20 protein-coding genes are annotated in these 20,861 nt (G+C 65.4%); 1 reads left to right on the forward strand and 19 read right to left on the reverse strand.

Features of this window, described 5'->3' with window-relative positions; genetic code table 11:
- Positions 1-193: 193 nt before the first annotated feature.
- The 19 genes from W911_RS12070 to W911_RS12160 all read right to left on the reverse strand — a co-directional run bounded on the left by W911_RS12070 (position 194) and on the right by W911_RS12160 (position 18,203).
- Positions 194-1,564: an ATP-binding protein gene (locus W911_RS12070; protein ID WP_041316516.1), complete on the reverse strand. Its 1,371-nt coding sequence runs from the start codon at positions 1,562-1,564 to the stop codon at positions 194-196.
- Entirely contained in the window at positions 1,554-2,225 is a 672-nt protein-coding gene (locus W911_RS12075) for a response regulator transcription factor (protein WP_023787828.1), read from the reverse strand. Before W911_RS12075 ends, W911_RS12070 begins: the two co-directional genes overlap by 11 nt.
- Before the next feature lie 158 nt (positions 2,226-2,383).
- Positions 2,384-3,676 carry a TIGR02594 family protein gene (locus W911_RS12080; RefSeq protein WP_023787829.1) on the reverse strand — a complete coding sequence of 431 codons (1,293 nt, stop codon included), beginning with the start codon at positions 3,674-3,676 and terminating at the stop codon, positions 2,384-2,386.
- A gap of 46 nt (positions 3,677-3,722) precedes the next feature.
- Positions 3,723-7,679 carry a baseplate multidomain protein megatron gene (locus W911_RS12085; protein ID WP_023787830.1) on the reverse strand — a complete coding sequence of 1,319 codons (3,957 nt, stop codon included), beginning with the start codon at positions 7,677-7,679 and terminating at the stop codon, positions 3,723-3,725.
- The gene (locus W911_RS12090; RefSeq protein WP_244438515.1) at positions 7,667-8,140 is read right to left on the reverse strand and encodes an NlpC/P60 family protein; all 474 of its coding nucleotides are present in this window, start codon (positions 8,138-8,140) and stop codon (positions 7,667-7,669) included. Before W911_RS12090 ends, W911_RS12085 begins: the two co-directional genes overlap by 13 nt.
- Positions 8,141-8,153: 13 nt before the next feature.
- A complete protein-coding gene (locus W911_RS12095) occupies positions 8,154-9,026 on the reverse strand; it encodes a DUF2163 domain-containing protein (RefSeq protein ID WP_023787832.1) in 873 nt (290 codons plus the stop codon).
- Complete coding sequence (locus tag W911_RS12100; protein WP_023787833.1) at positions 9,023-9,661, reverse strand: DUF2460 domain-containing protein; 639 nt, start codon at positions 9,659-9,661, stop codon at positions 9,023-9,025. The genes W911_RS12095 and W911_RS12100 overlap by 4 nt, the downstream gene beginning before the upstream one ends.
- Before the next feature lie 21 nt (positions 9,662-9,682).
- On the reverse strand, positions 9,683-10,273 hold the full coding sequence (locus tag W911_RS12105; protein ID WP_023787834.1) for a phage tail tape measure protein: 591 nt from the start codon (positions 10,271-10,273) through the stop codon (positions 9,683-9,685).
- A gap of 9 nt (positions 10,274-10,282) precedes the next feature.
- Positions 10,283-10,456 carry a phage tail assembly chaperone gene (locus W911_RS17865; protein WP_081717721.1) on the reverse strand — a complete coding sequence of 58 codons (174 nt, stop codon included), beginning with the start codon at positions 10,454-10,456 and terminating at the stop codon, positions 10,283-10,285.
- The gene (locus W911_RS12110) at positions 10,456-10,830 is read right to left on the reverse strand and encodes a gene transfer agent family protein (protein WP_023787836.1); all 375 of its coding nucleotides are present in this window, start codon (positions 10,828-10,830) and stop codon (positions 10,456-10,458) included. The genes W911_RS17865 and W911_RS12110 overlap by 1 nt, the downstream gene beginning before the upstream one ends.
- A gap of 16 nt (positions 10,831-10,846) precedes the next feature.
- On the reverse strand, positions 10,847-11,260 hold the full coding sequence (locus W911_RS12115) for a phage major tail protein, TP901-1 family (RefSeq protein ID WP_023787837.1): 414 nt from the start codon (positions 11,258-11,260) through the stop codon (positions 10,847-10,849).
- A gap of 19 nt (positions 11,261-11,279) precedes the next feature.
- The gene (locus W911_RS12120; protein ID WP_023787838.1) at positions 11,280-11,690 is read right to left on the reverse strand and encodes a DUF3168 domain-containing protein; all 411 of its coding nucleotides are present in this window, start codon (positions 11,688-11,690) and stop codon (positions 11,280-11,282) included.
- Positions 11,691-11,872: 182 nt separating this feature from the next.
- Complete coding sequence (locus tag W911_RS12130) at positions 11,873-12,178, reverse strand: phage head closure protein (protein WP_041318607.1); 306 nt, start codon at positions 12,176-12,178, stop codon at positions 11,873-11,875.
- Between the two features lie 20 nt (positions 12,179-12,198).
- Positions 12,199-12,789 carry a head-tail connector protein gene (locus tag W911_RS12135; protein WP_023787841.1) on the reverse strand — a complete coding sequence of 197 codons (591 nt, stop codon included), beginning with the start codon at positions 12,787-12,789 and terminating at the stop codon, positions 12,199-12,201.
- A 201-nt stretch (positions 12,790-12,990) separates the two neighbouring features.
- Positions 12,991-14,235 carry a phage major capsid protein gene (locus W911_RS12140; protein ID WP_041318612.1) on the reverse strand — a complete coding sequence of 415 codons (1,245 nt, stop codon included), beginning with the start codon at positions 14,233-14,235 and terminating at the stop codon, positions 12,991-12,993.
- Between the two features lie 34 nt (positions 14,236-14,269).
- Positions 14,270-14,989 (reverse strand): HK97 family phage prohead protease, encoded by a 720-nt coding sequence (locus W911_RS12145; protein WP_023787843.1) that lies wholly within the window; start codon positions 14,987-14,989, stop codon positions 14,270-14,272.
- A 66-nt stretch (positions 14,990-15,055) separates the two neighbouring features.
- On the reverse strand, positions 15,056-16,324 hold the full coding sequence (locus W911_RS12150) for a phage portal protein (RefSeq protein ID WP_023787844.1): 1,269 nt from the start codon (positions 16,322-16,324) through the stop codon (positions 15,056-15,058).
- A gap of 27 nt (positions 16,325-16,351) precedes the next feature.
- The gene (locus W911_RS12155) at positions 16,352-17,704 is read right to left on the reverse strand and encodes a DNA-packaging protein (protein ID WP_023787845.1); all 1,353 of its coding nucleotides are present in this window, start codon (positions 17,702-17,704) and stop codon (positions 16,352-16,354) included.
- Entirely contained in the window at positions 17,610-18,203 is a 594-nt protein-coding gene (locus W911_RS12160) for a hypothetical protein (protein ID WP_023787846.1), read from the reverse strand. Before W911_RS12160 ends, W911_RS12155 begins: the two co-directional genes overlap by 95 nt.
- Positions 18,204-18,626: 423 nt before the next feature.
- On the opposite strand from W911_RS12160, the gene W911_RS12165 reads away from it, so the two are divergent.
- Complete coding sequence (locus W911_RS12165) at positions 18,627-20,861, forward strand: transglycosylase domain-containing protein (RefSeq protein WP_023787847.1); 2,235 nt, start codon at positions 18,627-18,629, stop codon at positions 20,859-20,861.

The raw sequence follows: 20,861 nt of genomic DNA on the forward strand, positions 1-20,861 counted from the left end.
AATTCTGGCCGAGTTCACATTCCCGCCCGGCGCCTCGCCGAAGTCGGAACCACAGCCTGAGGCGCGCCGGACATCTTCCCCAATGCCCAGGCATTGCCGGAATGTGACTCGTCTTCAAGCACATCCATAACCCCGTTTCTACCGGGATTCAGGCGAAAATTCGACGTTGCGCACTGGAAATATGGGCTTTTGCTCAGGCAGAGGGAAGCTCCATGCGAACAAGTAGGCCACCCATTGTGGATGGCGCGAGCTTGAGGGTGCCCCGGTAGGACTGGACAAGGTCCGTCACGATGGAGAGGCCAAGCCCAGAGCCCGGCTTTGTCTCGTCGAGCCGCACTCCCCTCTTGCCGATCCGGGCGCGCTCTTCGTCCGACAACCCCGGCCCATCATCCTCGACCGTGATCTCCACCCGGCCGGGGATGCGCCGATTGTCCGCCGCCACGCGGACCTTCACTTCGCTCTCGGCCCATTTGCAGGCGTTGTCGCAGACGTTGCCGAGAATTTCCTCCAGGTCCTGACGTTCCCCGGCGAAACGGACGTGCGGCGGACAGGCGATCTCGATGTCGATCGCCCTGTCGCGGTGGATGCGTTCCAGCGCTCTCTTCAACGGTTCCAGCACGTCCAGCACCGGCGTCGCGCGTCCGATCACGCGAACCTGTGCCGCCATCCGCGCGCGGTCGAGATAGTGGTTAACCTGATCACGCATGATCTCCGCCTGCTCGGCGATCTTGTCCCCGAGCGGGCCTTTGTCCTCGCGTGCCTCATTGGTGATGACCGCCAGCGGCGTCTTCAACGCGTGGGCCAGATTTCCGACCTGGGTTCGCGCGCGGTCGACGATTTCCTGGTTCGATGCGATCAGAGCATTGAGCTCGACCTGCAATGGCTCGATCTCGGCGGGGAGTTCGCCGTCGAGCTTGCCTGCCGCGCCCGAGCGGATTTCTGCCAGCCCCTGCTCGATGCGCTGCAACGGCAAAAGGCCAAAACGCACCTGAAACAGCGTCACCGTCACGAGACCGATGCCCGTCAGCGCGAGCGCTACGGCAAGGCGCGTTAGAAAGTTCGCGACACGGCTCTCAAGCCAGTCGATGGGCCCAGCCACCAGCACCGAATAGCGCGGCCCCTCGCGATGATAGTACGGCGTGTCGATCACCTCGACCATGCGCAGTTGCTCGCCCATGGGCCCCGTGGAGTTCATCCAGCGTGCGCCATTGGCGTCGGGCTTGATGTTGTGGCGAAACGGAATGTCGATCTCGGCGCCATCGAGAGACGCCGAGCCGAGACGCGGTGCCGTGGCATCGTCGATGGGTTGAATCTGCCAGTACCAGCCGGAGTGAATATCCTCGAACAGCGGCTCGTAGCGGTTGTTCGGCGCGATGGGCGTCGCGGCACCCACCATGCTATCGACGGCGATGGCATAGACGAGCTTTTCGAGGCGGGCATCGAACGTCGCCTGCACGTCGTCGCGGTACAGCTCGTAGATGATGAGGCCCGCGATCGGCAGCACCAGAAGCGTCCATGCCGCTGACGTCGCAAACAGCCGGAACGCGAGGGACTTAAGCTTCATCGGCTCCACGGCTCATGCGGTAGCCGAGGCCCCGCACCGTCTCGATCACATCGGCGGGCAGTTTCTTCCTCAGCCGCCCGATAAACACCTCGATGGTATTGCTGTCGCGGTCGAAATCCTGCTCGTAGAGATGCTCGACGAGTTCGGTGCGCGAGACGACGCGCCCGCCGTGATGCATCAGATAAGCCAAAAGGCGGTATTCGTGAGACGTCAGCTTCACCTGCTGGCCGTCGCAGGTCACGCGCGCGGTCTTGGTGTCGAGGCGCACAGGGCCACACTCGATCTCGCTCTTGGCGTGACCCGAGGCGCGGCGCACTTGCGCGCGGACGCGCGCAAGCAATTCCTCCATGTGGAAAGGCTTGGCGAGATAGTCGTCCGCACCCGCATCCATGCCGGACACCTTGTCGCTCCAGCGGTCACGGGCCGTCAGGATGATCACCGGCATGTTGCGGCTCGCGCGCCGCCATTGTTCCAGGATCGAGATCCCGTCCATCTTGGGCAGACCCAAGTCCAGAATGACGACGTCGTACGGTTCGGTATCGCCGAGGAAGTAACCTTCCTCGCCGTCGAACGCCTGATCGACGGCATAGCCCGCCCCCGTCAGCGCAGCATTGAGCTGGCGGTTCAGATCCTTGTCGTCTTCCACGACCAGTATGCGCACGTGACGTCTCTCGCAGTTGGTTAAGCCCTGGTTGGCCCCGACGACTATAGTCGGCCGTACGAGCCGAGCCTAGTGCCAGGCTCACTCACGCCAACGGCCGACGGGCGCATGTCCGTCGGCCGTTGGCGTTCGAGCGGGACGTATCGCCCTCCTGGGCGCTACTCTTTCCCCTTGAATAAGGCACGCGCGATGGGCTGGCTCGCGCGCATCCGGCCGAAGATCGTGAGCAAGGTGCCGATCAGTGCGCCCACGGCTTGTATCGCCTCCACGGATTGCTCGCCCGCATCGCGCACCTCGTCGCCCGAAATGTCGATGCCGGTCACCGGCGCCATCGCGGGCACGACGACCGAAAGCATGGTGACGATCGTGCCCCAGATGGTGATGGAATGGCCCCACCATTTGCCGTTGCCGGATGTGGTCGGTGTCTTGCTCATCTCGTTTTCTCCTTCACGCTTGTCGGATGGTTCGCGTTGGGTCTCGGCCTCGATGGCGCGCGCGAGCTTGAGCGTCGCGTTGACGCGCCTGAGCCAGCCGCGGCCGAAGCGGGGAAAGTGGGGAAGCGCGCGATAGCGCCGCTCGCGAATGGCGGCGTAAGCGGCGAGCGCATCGGCCAACGGCATCCGCGAGATGGCCGCGCGCGTGAGCGGCCCGATCTTTCCGTCGACCGTGGTGCCGACGGCTTCCTGCAGAATGCGGATTGCCGTAACCGGTCCGTGATTCACGGCGGCATCGAAATGCATGAGCGCGAGCGGCGCGGGCATTTCCGCGCATCTCGCGACGTCCCAATACCGCCGCCGGTAAATTTCACGCACCGTCGCGTCGTCGATCCGCTTGAGATCGCGGACCATGCGCGCGCGATTTGCAGCGCTCAGCCTAACCTTGCGCCAGAGCGCGAACACGGCCAGCGTGATGCCCTTGTTGGTCGGCCCGCCGGGATCATGGGGATCGTCTGTGTATCCACCCTCCATCTTGAGCACGTGGGCGAGCGCCCGCTCGAACAGGGTCTCATCCTGCTGCGTTTCAGCCCGCATTTCCGGCCAACGCAAATCCAGGAGGCGGCTTTTCGGATAGCGCGCGACCGAAACGGCGTTGCCCTGATTGCCTCCAAGCAGCACCACGTGCTCGTCCGTTTCGCCGAGCCAGAACCCCACGTGACCCAGCGCCGGATTGCGTCCGCGCGAAAATACTGCGACGGCCCCCATGCGCGGCTCCGAGAGCCGCTGGCCCCACGAGAGGTACGACCGCGCCATCAGCGAACGCGTCGAGCGAGTGCCTGCCCGTTCCAGGCACGCACCCAAGTACGCCGCGCACCACGCCACCTCGTCACGCGTCACCTTCGGATGACCCGCGTCGCGGAACAGCGAAACAATGCGCGGGTTCGCGCGCGCACCTGCCTGCTCGGCTTGGCCGAACTCGCGCCAGGCTTCTTTCAGCCAGCGTGCGTCATCCATGTACGATCCTCGATTTTTGCTCAGGCGCCTGTTCGCGCGCGCCCGCTCAGACGACTGCGAACTTCGCGCTCCCGCGTCCGTAGGCGCTGCTCATCTGGTAGACGGCCACGCTCACCGTCGCTTGCGGACTTCCGAAGTCGTCCACCTGCTGGGCGGCTGCGTAGACACAATCAGGCGTCGCCGTTGCGATGGTGCGCTTGACCGTATCGCCATCGAGGATGTCCACCTCGTAGGCTTCCGCGTCCTCCGCCAGCGGCACCTCGGCCGTATCCCAGCCGTCGCCCCCCACGCGGGTCCTGCGGATCCAGCCCAACGAGAGATCGTTGTTTGCGGCTCGCACTCCCCGCACGTGAACCGGAGACAGGGGCTTCAGCCCACGCCCCGCAAACGCGTGCGTCGCGCCTGCGTACGAGCGGTCGGCGATGTCGCGATTGGCGGGCCCGTACCGCCAAAAGAGCGGCAACCCGATCTCGCCCGCCGCCACGCTCACGCGCGCGATACCGGCAAGCAGGACGAACGTCGCGCCTTCGGGAAGCTGTGAGCGTCGTTCGAGCTCCGTCCCGCCTTGCCCCCTGAGCAGGTTCGACAGCTCGTAGATGCCGGTCCCCACCAGCGTTGCGTTCTCGAACTGGATGACCTCCCAGCCGCCCGCCTCGTTCTTCATCGCTGCAGCATTTGCGCCGGCAAGGAGCTGTAACCGCGTCACCGAGGCGAGATCGCCTCCCGTGATCGCGATGCGCAGGCGTGTTGCCTTATCGATGACCCCGAGCGGCCCCGGCAATAGCGGATCGAGTGTCACGCCCATCACGGCAGGCGCCGATGCTACCGCGCGGAGCACGTAGCCTGCATCCTCGGGCGAACTCAGGACGGCCACGCTTCCCGGCCACGGAAGCTGGAAGGCGGCGACATAACCGTCTTCCGGCCGTTCATCGCCGCGCAAGAGCGGAAGATCGAGAAATTCGACGTGCGGCATGCCGTCGAAGACGACACCTTCCACCACGGTCTCCCGGTCGCGCGGCATCCCTCCCCGATAAATATCGGGATCGATGCTCAACCCTTCGATCTCGCGCAGACCCCGCTCGCCGATTTCGGTCACGCGCACGAGATAGCCAACCCCGTCCGTCTCGACGGAAACGACGTCACCCGGCTCGACTCCCAGCGCGCTCGGCGGCAGCTTGAACGCTGCTCTCTCGCGTGCGGCCCACGTTTCGAACAGCCACGCATCGGCAATGCGTGACGCGCTTTCGTGCTCCAAGACAATCGGCAACTCGGCCCGCGCCACGCGGCCGCTCGTGCCGGTCAGGCGTCGCGCCTCAGCCACGGCTTGCCGGTAGTCTCCGGAAGCCACGATGTGGCTAAGCTTTGCGGAAGCGGGCAGATCGGTTTCCTGTGCGCGCGTCATCGTCAGCAGCGCATCGCCCGGACGCTCCTCCACCAGATCCTCTTCGCCGAGCGTCAGAACCGGCGGCTCAGCGCCGCGATGACGAAAGCGGATCAGCCCTTCGCTCTCGAAGCTGTCGAAGAAGTATGCAAGCTCCAGCGGCTGCAGCGCGTCGCGCGGCGACATCAGCCGATCGATCACATAGCCGGGCACGATCCCGGCAAGCCTGCTTGCGTCGTGATTTTCGAACCCGTAGTCGGCAAGGATTGCGTCCACCATCTCCGCCAGCGCACCGACCGAGAAGCGCCCGTTGAGCCAGTGGCCGAAATGCCAGTTCTCGCCGTCGCTCCAGACGTCGAGGTTGTAGGGGAACACCGGATAGGGCCGCGCATCCCAGCAATAGACATGAATGCGCGCAAGATCGACCATCCGCCCGCCATACACGGACGATACCGGGTTCCGTCCCGCCACATATGTCTCGCTCGCGGGATCGAACGTTTCGATCAGCGCCTTCAGGTAGCGGCGCTGAATGAGATCGTCGCGCGTGCCCCGCGAGAAATAGGGAAAGAAGCTCTCGCTCGATTTCGGATCGACGAATACGTTCGGCTGGTTTGCCCCCTTGTCGATCGCGGGACAGCCGATCTCCATCAGCCAGAACGGTTTCGACTGAGGCACCCATGCCGTGGGCGTTCCACTCGGCGTTCCGCCCGGGCGATTGAAATGCGGGTTCTGCCACCACGAGCGGATGTCCTTGTAGCGGAACACCCACGGGCTACCGTGACCGTCGCTGATCGGAGAGCGGATCTGCGCCTCGCGATCGGCCGCGCTCGCATAATACCAATCGAAACCCTCACCGCCTGCGACGTTCGACCTCAAATACTCTTCGTCGTAGATCGTGCGCGCGCCCGCGAGATAATCCACGTGACTGGTCCCGTCGCGCCAATCGGCCAGCGGCCAATAGCAATCGATGCCGATCGCGTCGATATGGGGCGAGGCCCAAAGCGGGTCGAGATGGAAGTAGACATCGCCCGATCCATCGGCAGGCTGGTGACCGAAATACTCGGACCAATCGGCGGCATACGTCACCTTTGTGCCGCTACCCAAGACGCTCTTTACATCCGCTGCGAGAGCGGCGAGCGCGGCCACGAACGGATAGCTTGCCGCATCCGAACGCACCTGCGTCAGCCCGCGCATTTCCGTGCCGATCAGGAACGCGTCGACACCGCCCGCCGCTTTTGCGAGATGCGCGTAGTGCAGGATCATGCGGCGGTAGGACCACTCGTTCGGCCCGGTGTAGACCACACCGCTTCCGGACACGGCGAAATCCGACACAGCCGCCGTGCCCACGAACGCGGCCACCTGGCTTGCAGCGCCCGATGCCTTGTCGGGGCTCCCGCTTGCGCCGGGTGCCGGATCACACGTGATGCGCCCGCGCCACGGATACGCCGCCTGCCCGATACCGCCGTAAGGATTGGGCAAGGCGTTACCGCCTGGAACGTCCATCAGAATGAACGGCGTCAGCACGACGCTTTTGCCGCGGGCCTTCAGATCTACAATCGACTGGACGACAGCCGCATCGGCCGGGGTCCCACCGTACGCCGGCCTCCCGTCCTTCGTGCTCACAAGATGCGCCGTCGCACGCGTCAGGCCCGCCGCGCTCCACGTCATCGGCGTCGTCGTCTTCTGGCTGACCTCGACGCCCGGCTTCATCTCGCAGTCACCAGCTCTCAAGTCGGTTCCGAACCAACTCACGATCAGCGAGATCGAATTCGCATTCGGCAGCGTCGCCTCCAACTGATCGATCCCGACGCTCCAGTCGGTTCCGCCTTGGCGCGTATGCACGTTCTCGGATTGCGAAACACCGCGCGCAAGCCTCTTGCTGACAGGGGTCGTCGCGTAAATGAACTCGCCCGATCCCGGAATCACGCACACGCCCCGGATTTCATCCCCGAACGGTTCGACCGCGCGATGAACCTCGAACGAAAGCTGCGGAATGCGATTGCCATAGTCGCCGAGCGGCATGTCCTCGAACACCACATAGGCGACCCCCCGATAGGCCGGGGCGGCATTCGCGCCCATCAGCGCCGCGATCAAAGTGTCTTGCGCCTGGGTGTCGCTGCCCTGGTGCACGCGATACTTGATCAGCGCGAGGTCCAGCTCTCCTCCGTCCGCCCATACGCGGCCGATGCCGTTGATTTGGCCTTCGGCCAGCGCCACCGCAAAGCTCGCCGTGTAGCGATACTCGGTGCTTTCCGTCACGGACCCTTTCGATTGTCCCCCGCCCTTTCCGCTCCCGCCGCCTGTCCGCGTCGTGACGATGTGCTCGCGGATCTGGTCGGCCCAGATCAACTGACCGCCAAGACGCGCGCGGCCGTAGAGGCGCGGGATCGGCGCGCCTTCCGTGGAGGACGTGATGTGGAGATCGTTGAGACGCGGGCCTTCCACCGTGCGGCGCTGACCCGACGGGCCGAACAGCGCATTGTCGATGTACGATCCCGCGAAGGCCCCGATCTGGCTTCCGATTGCTGCGCCCGAAAGCGTCATTCCCAGCATCGAAACGCCGGCGGGCAGGATCGCGCTTCCGGCGGCGGCGCCGACGGCTGCAAGGGCTAGCGTGGCCATGATCGAACGGTCCCTGGAAATGCGAAACTCGCCGCCAGGCGGCGGCGCCACCACGGGCTGAACGGCACCTCAGCCGCGCGGCAATGCTCCATCGCGTGGATCATCGTATCGGCCGTCGCGCGCAAGGCTGCGTGCTTCGCGATCGCGCCCGGCTTCATGCGGAAGATCAAAACGTCACCGATCTCCGGCTCGCCCTCTCTGCGGGGCACGAGGTGGCGCAGCGCGGCCTCGATGAGCGTCTCCTTCCCGCTCGCCTCGCCCCAGTCGCGCGAATAGCCGGGCGGCGTCTCCGCATCCTCGCCGTAGATCTCGCGCCATACGCCCCGGATTAGGCCGAGGCAGTCGGCCCCTACGCCGACGACGCTCGCCTGATGATGATACGGCGTCCCGATCCACCGGCGCGCTGCCACAACGATTTCGTCGCCACCGTGCGCGCGGTAGCGGGCTCTTTGCTCTTTCACGATCACCTGCCTCTCAGCGCGACGTGGCCCCCGGCCTGCGGACAGCGGTGAGGAAATCGTTGCCGGGCATGTGCGGAAATCCGCGAAAGTTGACGGCATTCGCGAATTTCGCGCGGCACGTCGTAAGACGCTTGTCGCAGCCCGCGCTCACCGTAAACGTCTGTCCTGGTGCGAGCGGCAGGCGCGCCTGGCTCCACAGCTCGACCGTCACCACTCCGCCCGCGTGCGTATGGCTCTTCACCTCGACCTTCTGGCCTTCCGCCGCACCGGACGTGAAGCTCAAAAGCCCGTGCGTGAACCAACCGCTGGCGAATGCGGCGAGCCCGCTTGCCGTGAACCGTCTTGGACTGTCGATATTCTGAAGTGCGCCGCTCCCGGTGAATTCCCCATTGGCGAGGGCAACGCGGCAGCGCGCATCTCCGAGATCGGCATCGCAGGCGTACTGAAAAATGCGCCCTTTCGTTTGCTGAAGAAGGTGAGCGAGCCCTCTGACTTCGGCCGCGAAAGCCTTTCCGCTGCGTTTCACCTCACCGAGATTTCCCCTGCGCATGAGCACCCGCTCGGCGGGCGTCATCCAGTTCACACGATAGATTTCCACTTCGGCATTGTCGTAGATTCCGGCCGCGAGATCGCCCTCGGCAAGGCGCTCCGACGTCATGGCGCTGGTCACTTCCAGGTTGTCCACTCCGAGACCCACCGCATCGCGGATCTCGCTCGCGCCCATGCCGGCCGCGGCCTCGTACACCGTTCCGCCGAACGCCACGTCGCGGTCGTGATCGGTGAACCCCATGACGACGCCATCGCGGCGCGCAAGCCGCCAGCACCAGCACAGCGTCGTCGCGCCGGAGGTGAGATGTGCCTCAAGTCCGCTCGGAAGCTGCTTCATAGGCGGATCTCGACGATGGGAATGCGCGGGATCGCCCCGCTCTGGAACCCCGACAAATTGATCTCCAGCTTGTCGGTATCGAACCGCACCGGCACATCGAACTCGAAACCCGCCGTTACGACGGTATCCGCTGCGGGCGTTTCTTCCTCGCCGAACAGGACCATCCCCGTGGCGGCATCGACGCTGAAATGCGTGCCCTCTATTCGCACAGCGCCGTTCACCGCGACTTTCACGCTGCCGGCGACCGGCTTTGCGATATCACGGACGAATGGGGCATGGAGCGCACCGTACGTCTTGCGGAGTTGAAACGCTCGGGCCGAGCTGTCCCCCTCGCCAATCACCTGATCGAACGCAGTCGTCTGCGCGCCTGGCGCGCCAGACTTCCAGTCCGTGTGGTCGCGCCATCGGAACCCATGGAACCTTCCGCGCCGCTCCTCGAAAAACGCAATCACCTCATGCAACGCATCGAGCGAACGCACGCCGTAGCCGGCATCGTAGCTCCGGCGCGACGCGAGCCAGCGGGTGTTGCGCTCTTCGAAGCCCGACCCGAGCACCACGACATCGGTTCGCCGCTCGGGGCCGCCTTGGGCACCCCGCGAAATTCCGGTCGGAAAGCGGATTTCGTGAAAGCTCACGCGCTCTCTCCTCTCGTCGACTCAAAGATTGCGTTGTCCAAACGAGACGGCCCGCGCCAGCATGGCGGCAACCTGCGCCTCCGAGCGCACAAAGCTCTCAGCGTCGGCCGTGTTGACGTTGAACGTCACCGCGACACCCGCGCCGCCGCGTGCCGCAACACCCAGACGACCGTCCGGGCCGCGCGACAGCGGCATGATCGCCTCCGCTCCGCGCTCGCCCGCGATGCCGAAACGTCCACCGGCAAGCGGAAACGATATGGGGCTTTGGATGACGCCGCCGGACGCGAACGGGACAGGTAGGCCCTGCCGGATCGCGCCGCCTTTCGCGAACGCAACACCGCCGGACATCAACCCCGACACCAGATTGCCAAATCCTTGCTCCAGCGGCCGAAGCGCGGCTTTGAGAACGATGTCCGAAAGCCGGAGCGCGAGCGTCCGCAACACGTCTCCCACCGCACGCCCTTTGACGGCGATGCCGTCGAACGCACCGGCGAGCACGGTCGAGAACTGGCGGCCGAGGCGCGCTGCGTTGCGAAGTTCCGACGAGAGACCCGTCGTGTCGGCATTGATCGCGACCGTCCACGTTTCAGCCGGCGTATTAAATTCATTCATGGGAGCGCCTCATTCTGGTCCGTCGGGATAGCGGTCTTGAAGGTCCGAAAGGTCGCTTCGCGACGGTGGCTCCTCAGCCCGCGTGGCGCCGAAGCGGCCACGCACCGCCGCGTCGAGTTCCGCAAGCGTCAGGCTCCAGAAGGCGCGCGGTTCGAGGCCGAGTACGCCAAAGCCCACGGCCATTACGTCCTGCCAGGGAAAGGGCCGGCGGCCTCGCCTCCCTCGCAATCCGATCCGTCGCCGCCAGACCTCGCGGAGAACGTCGTCGCCAGCAAACGCGCCACGATGTCGACGTATCCCGCCGCCCCGCCTTCGACGCGCATCGCCGACACCGCAAGATCGCTCACGTCGAAGCCCGCCCCGCGAAGCCCAGCCCCGATAATACGCTGGCAATCGCGCGCGGAAATGCGCCCCGCTTCGAAGCGCGTTGCGAGCGCGAGCATGTCCTCGTCGCCGAAAGCGGATTCGAGTTCCGCCAGCGCACCGAGCGTCAGACAGAGCCGATAGGGCTTGCCGTCGAGCACGGCGTCGATTTCGCCCCGATGGCGGTTGGCCATGTCGTCATCCTCCCGATCAGTCTGCGTCGAAACTCAGCGCGCCCGCGGATTCGAGCGCGATCTCGAACGCCACTTCTCCGTCGTGCCGCCCAGTGAGCTCGAACGAGGTAATCTGAAACGCGCCCTCCACGACGCCGAAATCCGGCACAACGACCTGCCAGTCGCGGATCGTTCCATCGAACACGTAGCTCCTGATCAGCGCGTCCGATTCCTCATCCTTGAAGATGCCCGATCCCGAAAGCCGCGCGCTCTTGACGCCCGCCCCCGCCAGAAGCTCGCGCCACTGTCCCGCACTCTCCTGATGCGTCACGTCCACCGTCTCGGCATTGAACGCGATGGCTCTCGCCCGCAATCCTGCGACCGTCGTGAAACTTCCCGAGCCGTTGCTGTCGACCTTCAAGAGAAGGTCCTTGCCTTTCTGCGCCGCCATGTCATCTCCGATGCTCTTGCTAAGGGTTCGGCTCGGTCACGGCGCGAAATCGCGCGATGCCCTGCCATGTCTCGCCGTCTCTCTCGCGCACGGTATCGCTCGCCTCGTGGCGGATGCTCACAAGCCGTTGTCCCGAGACCGACAACGCAGCCTCGTGCAGGGCGGCGCGAAGCGCGTCGAGCACAAGATGCACTTCGCGCGCGCCGGGAGCTTTCGACCAGGCCATCAGCGTCAGCGCATGCTCCGCACCTTCCTCCGTGCCGGTGCTCCAATCGCGCGTCGTGGTCGGACCGAGCGTGACATACGGGAACGCAGCACCGCGCGGCACCTCGTCGTAAATCCGTGCGCCACCGAGCGCCGCAACGAGGTCCGCATTCGCCACGAGCGCGCCGTACACCGCCTTCTGAAGTTCCCACGCTGCGCTCGACATCCATTACCTCATTGCCTCGTCATCGCCCCGCTCGACGCGCGGTTGCGTCTCTCGCGGCCTTGTGCCGGCTTCGGTTCGCGTGGCGCGCAGGACCTCAGCCCGCGCCATGGCGCGCCGCCGCACAGCCGCAACCAACGCCTCGATGCGTTGAAATCCGCCCCCATCGAGACGCGCTCCGATCTTCACGGCACGCGCTCCTCGACGAGACAGCGCATGACGCGCCGGCGCTCGCCGCTATCGATCACGGCGCGTATCTCGAAAATTCTCGTTCCCATCTTGAAGCGCATGTGCGGCCCGAGCCCTGCTCTATGGCGAACCCAGATCTCGTGGCTCACACGCCCTTGAATCCCGTTGGCCTCGATACGTTCGCTGCCCGAGAGCGGCTCTACGGCTCCCCACACTTCGGCCACGAGCGACCACACGCGCGTCGCGCCGCCCCCGCCGTCGGCCGTATCGACTGGCTCTTCGAGCCCGAGCCTGTGCCTCATCTCCCCAAACGATACGCGCGTCACAGCCGCACCTCCCGATAGGGTTTCAAGAGATCCGATACGGCGTGTGGAATTGCGGCGCCCGCAGACCCGATCTCCATGGGATCGCGGTGCTCATACCAATGCGCGACCAGTAGCAGGATCGCGTGCCGGATCGGCTCCGGCACCTCTTCCGCCTCCGCGCCCATGCCGGCTTCGAAGTCGATCTCGATGCCGCTCACCGGCAGACCCGGTGCCGGCCAGCTTTCACCGTTGGGGACAAGCCTCGGCGTCAAGGCGTCCTGGTCGAGCAGATAGCGCTCGGGCGGCAGCACGTCCGGCGTGCCATCCGCACCGCGCACGCGCACCTCCTCGATGCTGTGCACGGGCCTCAGCGGAAAGCGCACCGCTGCATTTTTCGACGACCGCGGCTCAGGCCATTTGTCGAGCGTCAGGCGCCATTCCTGGCTAATCAGCGCGAGCCCGAGGGCGGCTTCGACGTGCAGCCGCGAGGTCACGATCAGGCTTGCGATCAGAATGTCCTCGGCGTCTCCGTCGATGCGCAGATGCGCCTTCGCTGCGCTCACCGAGACCGGCTCGACGGCAGGTGCGCCCATCAGGGTCAAAGCCATGCTTCCTCTCCTCATTGATCGATCAGCCCCCCAACGAGCGAAGCCGCCGGAGGGGGACCGGCGGCTTCGCTCTCACCCGGCGAGAGGGAGGAGACCCGCCGGGGTTTCTGTTTTCGCTCACGCGCCTGTTCGCGCGCCTTTCAGGCGCGCTGGCGCTCCGCGGGGGCGGCGCAGCTCATGCGGAGCTTGGCGCCCTCGCTCTTACTCCGCGAAGCGGAGCAGCTTGATCGCGTTGAAGTCCTGCACGCCGCCACCCACGCGCTTGGTCGTGTAGAAGAGGACGTAGGGCTTCGCCGAGTACGGATCGCGCAGCACGCGGATGCCCACCCGGTCGACGATGAGGTAGCCGCGCCGGAAGTCGCCGAAGGCCATGGCGTAGGCGCCGCTTGCGATCGCCGGCATGTCCTCGGATTCGATCACCGGATAGCCCATCAGAAGCGACGGCTCGCCCGCCGCCGCGGCCGGCTGCCACAGATAGGTGCCGTCGTCGTCCTTCATCTTGCGGATCGCCGCCTGCGTTCCGCGATTGAAGACGAACGTTCCGTTCGCCCGATACCCCGCCTTCAGCGTGTAGACGAGGTCGATCAGCTTGTCGGAGGGATTTTCGGCCGGAAACGCACCGTTCACGCCCGTCTTGATGTAGGCGATTTCGCCCCACTCCTCGTCGCCCGCAAGCTCCTTGGTGTAGCTCATGAAGCCCGTGGGCTCCGTCGTGCCATTGCCGCTGACGAAGGCCTTGCCTTCCTGCTCGGCAAACGTGCCCTGCACCTCCTCGGCAATCCATGCGTCGATGTCAACGGCGCTGTCGTCGAGCAGCGTCGCGGACGCCGCCGGCATAGCGTAAAGCTCCTTCGTCGCGAACGGGATCTCGACGAGTGTCGGCGTACTGGTTTGCGTTCGTGCCGTCGTCTCCGCCACCCAGCCGTGCGCAAATCCGGTCGTCGAGAACGGCTTCTTGTAGACCGAGCCCGACACCTGCCGCACGGATGCGATGGCGCGGATCGGCGAGATGTTTTTCAGCGCCGACATCACAGCCCGCTCCGTCTCGGGCGGAACGAGATAGCCGCCGTCGGCGCCGCTGTTCGTCGACACCGCGAGCGCCTTCTGCTCCAGGAGGTGAAGGCCTGCAGCGTCGCCCTTACGGACATAGGCATGAAAAGCTTGGCGGTGCTCGCGCACGGCGCCCGTCTCCGGCGCGCCGCCGCCGATATGCGGCCGCTCGGCCTTGAGCGCCAAGCGATCCGCCGTGCGCTTCGTTTCATCGATGGCGCGGTCGATCCGCGCCAGGCGCTCGTCGATCAGCGGGTCCGATGCCGAGCGGCGTTCGATTTCGCCGAGCCGCTCGTCGTTCGTCTCCTTGTAAGCTTCGAACGCGCGCATAAAATCTTCGAATGCCGCGCTCACGCTGCCGCCGGCTTTCGTTTCGATGTCGTCATGGTCTGCCATATCGATGCTGTCCTTGTGGATGCCTGTGTTCACGTCACGACCGGAGAGCGATGGCTGCTTCCCGCATGCGGGCCGCAAGCTGAGCCTCCGTCGTCATGCCTCCGCCCGCATCCCGCAGGGCTTTGAGGCCTGAGAGCCCCGAGCGGAGCACCGCGCGGGCCTCGCCTCGCGTCAGCCCAGCATCCCGCGTGAGCCACCGCTCGAATTCGCGCTCGGTCGGAGGGCCCGACGCGAACGGCTTCTGTTTCGTTGTCGTGATCCGCGCTTCGGGCAGCAGCGGAAACGTCACGATGGAAATCTCCCAAAGATCGATCTTGTCGATCCTGCGCACCCCCGATGCCTTGTCGCGCCGCGCCTTCACCGTACGAAAGCCGATGGAAAGTCCGTCGAGCGCGCCGGCCCGCATCAGCGCCATCACCTCGCGCGCTTTCGATACCTCGCGCATCAGGCGGCCCTGTGCGTAGAGCCCGCGCGCATCTTCCCGCAGCACCGTCCAGACCCCGATCGGCTGGTTCGAGTCGTGCTGAAAGAGCAGCTTGACGCCGCGCGGCCCGCGGCTCGCCAGGCTTTCGCGGAATGCGCCCGGCATGACGACGTCGCGTCCCAGGTCCTCGCGGTTGAACAGGCTTGCGTAGCCCTCGAACGTTCCGTCGGCCTCCGTGTGCTTGAAGTCGAGCGAGACGAATTTCATCTCGGGTGCCGGGGCCGGCACGCCCCCGCGCGTCGTCGTTCGGTTCGCTTGAGAAGCGCCCATTCATGGAACTCCGGATTTATCTGGTGTCTGTTCGAAGCGGCGATGCGGGCCCTTGGTCTCCGCCGCTTACTCTTCCGAGGGCAAGTCGGCGATCGCCTCAGTCTCTAGCGGCGCATAGCCCACTGCCGCGCGCTTCTCGTTCTGCGTCAGGAAACTCACCCTTTCGATGCGCGCCCAAAGCGCTTCGCGCTCGCTCGTCAACGCTTCGATCTGATCGAGATCGGGGCGCAGTTCGAGACGTCGCTCTCCATGCATCGAAGGCACGCTCGGTCTTGCCGTTTCCCACGCGGGCGCGAGCCATGACGACATGGCCTTCGCCGTGCGCACGACCAAAGGCAGCACGGTGCCGCGCCAAAACGCACGCTGCGCCTCCTGGTAATTCGAGTATGTGTTGTCGCCGGGGATGCCGAGCAGCATCGGCGGCACGCCGAACGCCAGCGCGATCTCCCGCGCCGCGCCGTTCCGCGCCTCGACGAAGTCCATATCCTTCGGCGACAGGCTGAGCGGCTTCCAATCGAGGCCGCCCTCCAACAGCAGGGGCCGCCCGGCGCGTTGAGGTCCTTGGAACCCATCGTCCAACTCCGCCTTCAGGCGCTCGAACTGCTCCGGCGTCATCCGCCCGTCCGCGCCGCCGTAGACCAGCGCTCCAGACGGGCGCGCCGAATTGTCGAGCAACGCCTTGTTCCAACGTCCCGCCGTGTTGTGAATGTCAATCGCCTGCGCGGCTGCCTCGACAGGGCTCATGCCATAGTGGTCGTTCGCCGGATGGAAGAGGCGCACGTGCAGGATCGGGCGCACGCCTTCGATCGGCTCTTCGTCGAAGCGCACGGTGCGCCCTGCACACGTGTATTCATAGGCTTCCGGCCAGCCCTCGCCGCCCGGCACCACTTTCATCCTGTCGGGCCTCAGCGCATAAAGCTCTCGCAGCTTTCCATCGACCGCAACCGCCTCGACATAGCCGTTGCCCGAGACGAGCAGATAGCCGTACCAGCTCTCCAGAAAATCCGCGCTCGTGTGGTCGACGCTCGGCCTCGCCAGAAGGTCGAGCAGCGGATGCTGTTCGATCTCCGCGTCGCCCTCGTACAGCAACAACGGCACGGACGCCGCCGCTTCCGAAATCATACGCACCGCGCGATAGACGATTGCGTTCTGCATGAAGCCTTCGCGGGCGAATGCCTCGTAGTCGCGCGGCGTCCAGACAGGGCGGCCGAGCGTCTCCAGCACGATCAGCGGTCCCGCTGCGCTCGCCTTCGCTTCGTTGGCGGACGGAAGAGCAGCAGACGGTTTCGCCCGGCCAGGCCAAAGGCCCGCCAGCGTCTCCAGAATACGCGGCATTGAGTGATCCTTGCTTCGATCTCGTCTTTATAGCTGCCGGATTCCCGGCTGGGCCGTGCGCTCGATCATCAAATCGGTCAGCGCCCACACCAGCGCGTCCACACGATCCGGACTTCTCCCTCGCGACAGCCCGTCCGCGCCGAAGGCGAGCATCTGCTCTTCGAGTATCGCGTGCACACCCACATGTGCCACACGGCCCTCGGCATAGAGCGCGGCCACCGGCTCCGCTCTCAGCCACTTACCGCGCGTTGCACGCACCTTGCGGACAGCGACGGCCTCGTCGATCTGGCGCAAAACCGAGACCACGAGATCGCCGCCCTGGTTCACCTCCGCGACGACGCGGTCGGCCATGAATTCGTGGTACGCCCGCACGGCCGCACGCGCCCATACGTCCGGCGAACGACCTTGCAGCGTGCGGTCGGCCGCGATGTACGCACGCCCGTCTGCGCCGATGCCTGCAACGACGATCCCGCACGCGTCAGAGCGCGCGGTCGCCGTCACCGGCGGATCGACGGCGACGACGATGTTTCTCAGCTCAGGACACACCGCGACGCGCGCTTGCTCGATCCAATCCCGCCGCCACAGGCTGCCGGATTGCTCATCGACGATTTCGCCCAGCAATTCCTGTCGTCCCAACGCCGTCCCGGCGTAGCGCCGCTCCATCTCGGCGATGAATGCAGGCGCCAGATGTGCCGCGTTGGCCGCGGTCGCGGCTCGCGTGATCGCGGTCGCCGGATCACTCATGATGCTCTTCAACAGCGGTAGCGGCTTCGGCGTCGTCGTGACCGCAATCGCCGGTGCCGTTCCGAGGCGCAGACCGAATTGCAGCATGTCCCACGTCTCTTCCGCGTAGCGCCACTTTGCAAGCTCGTCACACCAGGCCGCGTCGAACTGCGGCCCGCGCAGGCTGTTCGGGTCTTCCGCCGAAAACATCTGCGCGATGCTTCCATTCGGCCAGACAAGCTGCGACTTCGAAACTTCGAACGCCGGGCGTTCATTGTCTCCGTGGATCGCCAGCAATCCCGATACGCCTTCGATCATCACGCGGCGGACATCGGCAAGGGTTTCACCCACCAGCGCAATGCGACTGGCGCGCTCCGCACCGAGCGGCGGAATGCCGAGCGCTTTGGCGCGCACCCATTCCGCACCGGCCCGCGTCTTTCCCGCGCCACGCCCGCCGAGGATCAGCCAAACGCGCCAATCGCCGCCGGTTCGGGTTTGACCGGGCGGCAACTGATCGTCGCGCGCCCATATCTGCCAATCGGCGAGGATGAAGCTGAGGCTCTCACGATCGAGACTTGCCAGATGGTCGGCCAGCAGGCCCGACGCCGCCGAGGCGCTCAAGACGCTCCGCAATTTCGCGGCGCATGCGCTCCGCATCGGCTCCGACGCGGCCCGTTCCGCGGGCGGCATCCTTGTCTCGGTCCAGGTCAGCGACGGCCTCCGTCACCTTCTCAAAATTGCTGATCAGGGTGGCGAGGGCGCGGCTCTCGCGTTCCTCGTCCTGGGCCGAACGGGCTTCACCGCTCGCCATTCTCATCTCCATATGTTCGAGCTTCAAACTGATCGCGCGGTAGAGGCGCCCGATCAGCGCCCGTTGCGCGCCCCGCGTCGGCAATACCGTGCGCCGGAGCGCCGGCGTCTTTCCACGACCGGATTCCTCTGCGGCTTGGGCCGCCCCCGTCACGGGTTGCGGTTTCTTCTCTTTCAGGCGCGCAGGTCGGCGGCTCCGCTCCCGCCCGTCCCAACCCTCCTTCTTCGCCCGAACGCCAATCCGCTGCGGCGTCACGTCGAAGCGGGCCGCGATCTCCTTGAGAGGAGCCGTGCCGTCCTCATAAGCGCGGCGCACGTCGGCCCACGTCTCGTCGTCGAGCTGCATGCCGCCGCCACATCGCTAATTCGGATTGTCTGAAGGAGATGAGCGGTCGAGCCGCGATGCGGAAGGTGATCGACACTCTTCCGGCCATACGCAAATACTACAGAACCACCGCTGCGGTGTCAACATCATTCTATGTAATGTTTTAGATATTCTTCACGAGAACATAGATGTTCTTGAATATTCCTCAACCCGCTACAGTACATCTCGGGATGCCCACGGGGATAACTTCGCCCGCGAAATGCGCTCGCGGCCTCGAAACCCAGCAAAGGGGCTCCCGCTCGCCTTCCGGCGCGCGTATAAATAACCATAATGCCATGGTGATTTGAGTCCGGACGACGCTCCGAAGACCACCAGCACCGCGAGGCTGCCGGAGCCTTCTTCCGTCCGGCAACGTCGAACTCTTCAAAGCACGGGACGCACAGGTTGAGCGACTGGTTCTTCAAGCGCGGGCGCCGCACGGGCATCGACTGGATGAGCCTCGATTCGCGGCTCGACTCCGCCCTCTCGGACCTTTGGTCTTTCTGCAAGGACGTCTGGGACGCCTGCTCCAGCTTTTTCGCGCGCTTCAAGCTCACGGGATGGCGCCGCCTCCTGGCCGAAGCGGGCTCCGAGAGCCTCACGCTCTCGCTCGGCGGCTTCTTCGTTCTCTATGCCCTCGCGCTTCCGGCTTTTCTCGACTTCGACGAGGCCCGCTTCTTCACCGGCCGCTACAGCGTCACCTTCCTCGACGCTGCCGGCAACGAAATCGGCCAGCGCGGCATTCTGCATAACGACGCGGTGCCGCTCGAAGAGATTCCAGACGCCGTCGTCCACGCCACGCTCGCAACGGAGGACCGCCGCTTCTTCGAGCACTTCGGCGTCGACGTCATCGGCACAACGCGCGCCCTGATCGAGAACCTGCGCGCCAACGATGTCGTGCAGGGCGGCTCCACGCTCTCACAGCAGCTCGCAAAAAACCTTTTCCTATCCTCCGAACGCTCGCTCGACAGAAAGATCAAGGAGGCCTTCCTTGCGCTTCTGCTCGAAACGCGCTTCACAAAGCGTGAAATCCTCAAGCTCTATCTCGACCGCGCTTATCTAGGCGGCGGCGCATTCGGCGTGGAGGCGGCTTCTCAGTTCTACTTCGGAAAGTCGGTGCGCGAGGTGAACCTCGCGGAAGCCGCGCTTCTCGCCGGCCTTTACAAGGCGCCCACGAGTTACGCTCCGCACGTCAACCTGCCTGCATCGCGGGCGCGCACCAACGAGGTGCTGCAGAACCTCGTCGATGCCGGCTACTACACCGCCGCCCAGGCGCACGAAGCGCGCCTCAATCCTGCGCAGATCGTGGAGACGCGGACCGCGACGAGCCCCGACTGGTTCCTCGATTGGGCCTTCGAAGAGATCCAGCGCCTGATGGCGGGCAAGAACCAGTACGTTCTGACCGCGCGCACCACCGTCGATCTCACCATGCAGAAACAGGCGGACGAGGCGCTCGTCTCTTTCCTCAAGCAGAACGGGCGGCGGCTGCGCATGAACTCGGGCGCCATCGTCGCCATGGAGACGGACGGCGCGGTTCGCGCGTTGACCGGCGGCCCGGACTACGGCGAGAGCCAGTTCAACCGCGCCACGCACGCACGCCGGCAGCCAGGCTCCTCGTTCAAGATCTACGTCTACGCGGCCGCGCTCGAAAACGGTTACAAGCCGTCGTCGATGGTACGGGACACGTCGCGCTCCTGCGGCCGCTGGCATCCGCAGAACTATGGCGGCAGCCGTGGCAGCGGTGCGCGCATGCCGCTCAGCATGGCGCTCGCCCGCTCGCTCAACACGACCGCAGCCGAGCTCTCCTTCGCCGTCGGGCGCGAAAAGGTCATCGAGCTCACGCAGCGGCTCGGCATCACCGGCATCCGCAAGACGTGCTCCATGGCGCTCGGCGATTACGGCTTCCCGCCCATTCAGCACGTGGGCGCCGCCGCCGTGTTCGCGAACGGCGGCATGAGCGCCACGCCTTACGGCATCCTCGACATCGTCAACTCGCGCGGCGAACTCATCTACGATCGCGCGCGGGACGAGCCCGAGCGCGAGCGCCTCGTGAGCCAGGAGGTGGCCGAAGGCCTGAACCAGATGATGCATCAGGTCGTGACCTCCGGCACCGGCCAACGTGCCGCGCTCGATTTCACGCACGTCGTCGGCAAGACCGGCACCAGCACCGGCCCGCGCGATGTCTGGTTCCTTGGGTTCACCGGCAAATACGTCGGCTCCGTCTGGCTCGGCAACGACGACAACCGGCCGATGGCCAACGGCAACACCGGCGGCCAGCTCGCCGCGCCGCTTTGGGCTTCCTTCATGTCGGTCGCGCATCGGAGCATGAACATCCCGACCATTCCGGGCCTTCAACCTCATCCGGTTCAGATCGCCGAACAGCAGCGCATCGCGGAGCTCAAACGCACAGACCCGGCTGCCGCCGCCGCGCTATCCGGCGCAAGACGCGCTCCGTCCCTCACCATGTCCACCCCGGCGCGCGACGCGTTGAAACGGATCACATCCGAGCTGCGCAGGGCGGCCGGCGTCGCCGAGCCCGAACCCGCATCCACGCCTGGACCATCCGCTCCCGCGTCCCGCACATCAGGCGACCGTGCCGACCTCGGCCCCGTTCGCGCTCCCTCCGCCACCATTCCCTGA

This window comes from Hyphomicrobium nitrativorans NL23, from assembly GCF_000503895.1.
Lineage (GTDB): Bacteria > Pseudomonadota > Alphaproteobacteria > Rhizobiales > Hyphomicrobiaceae > Hyphomicrobium_C > Hyphomicrobium_C nitrativorans.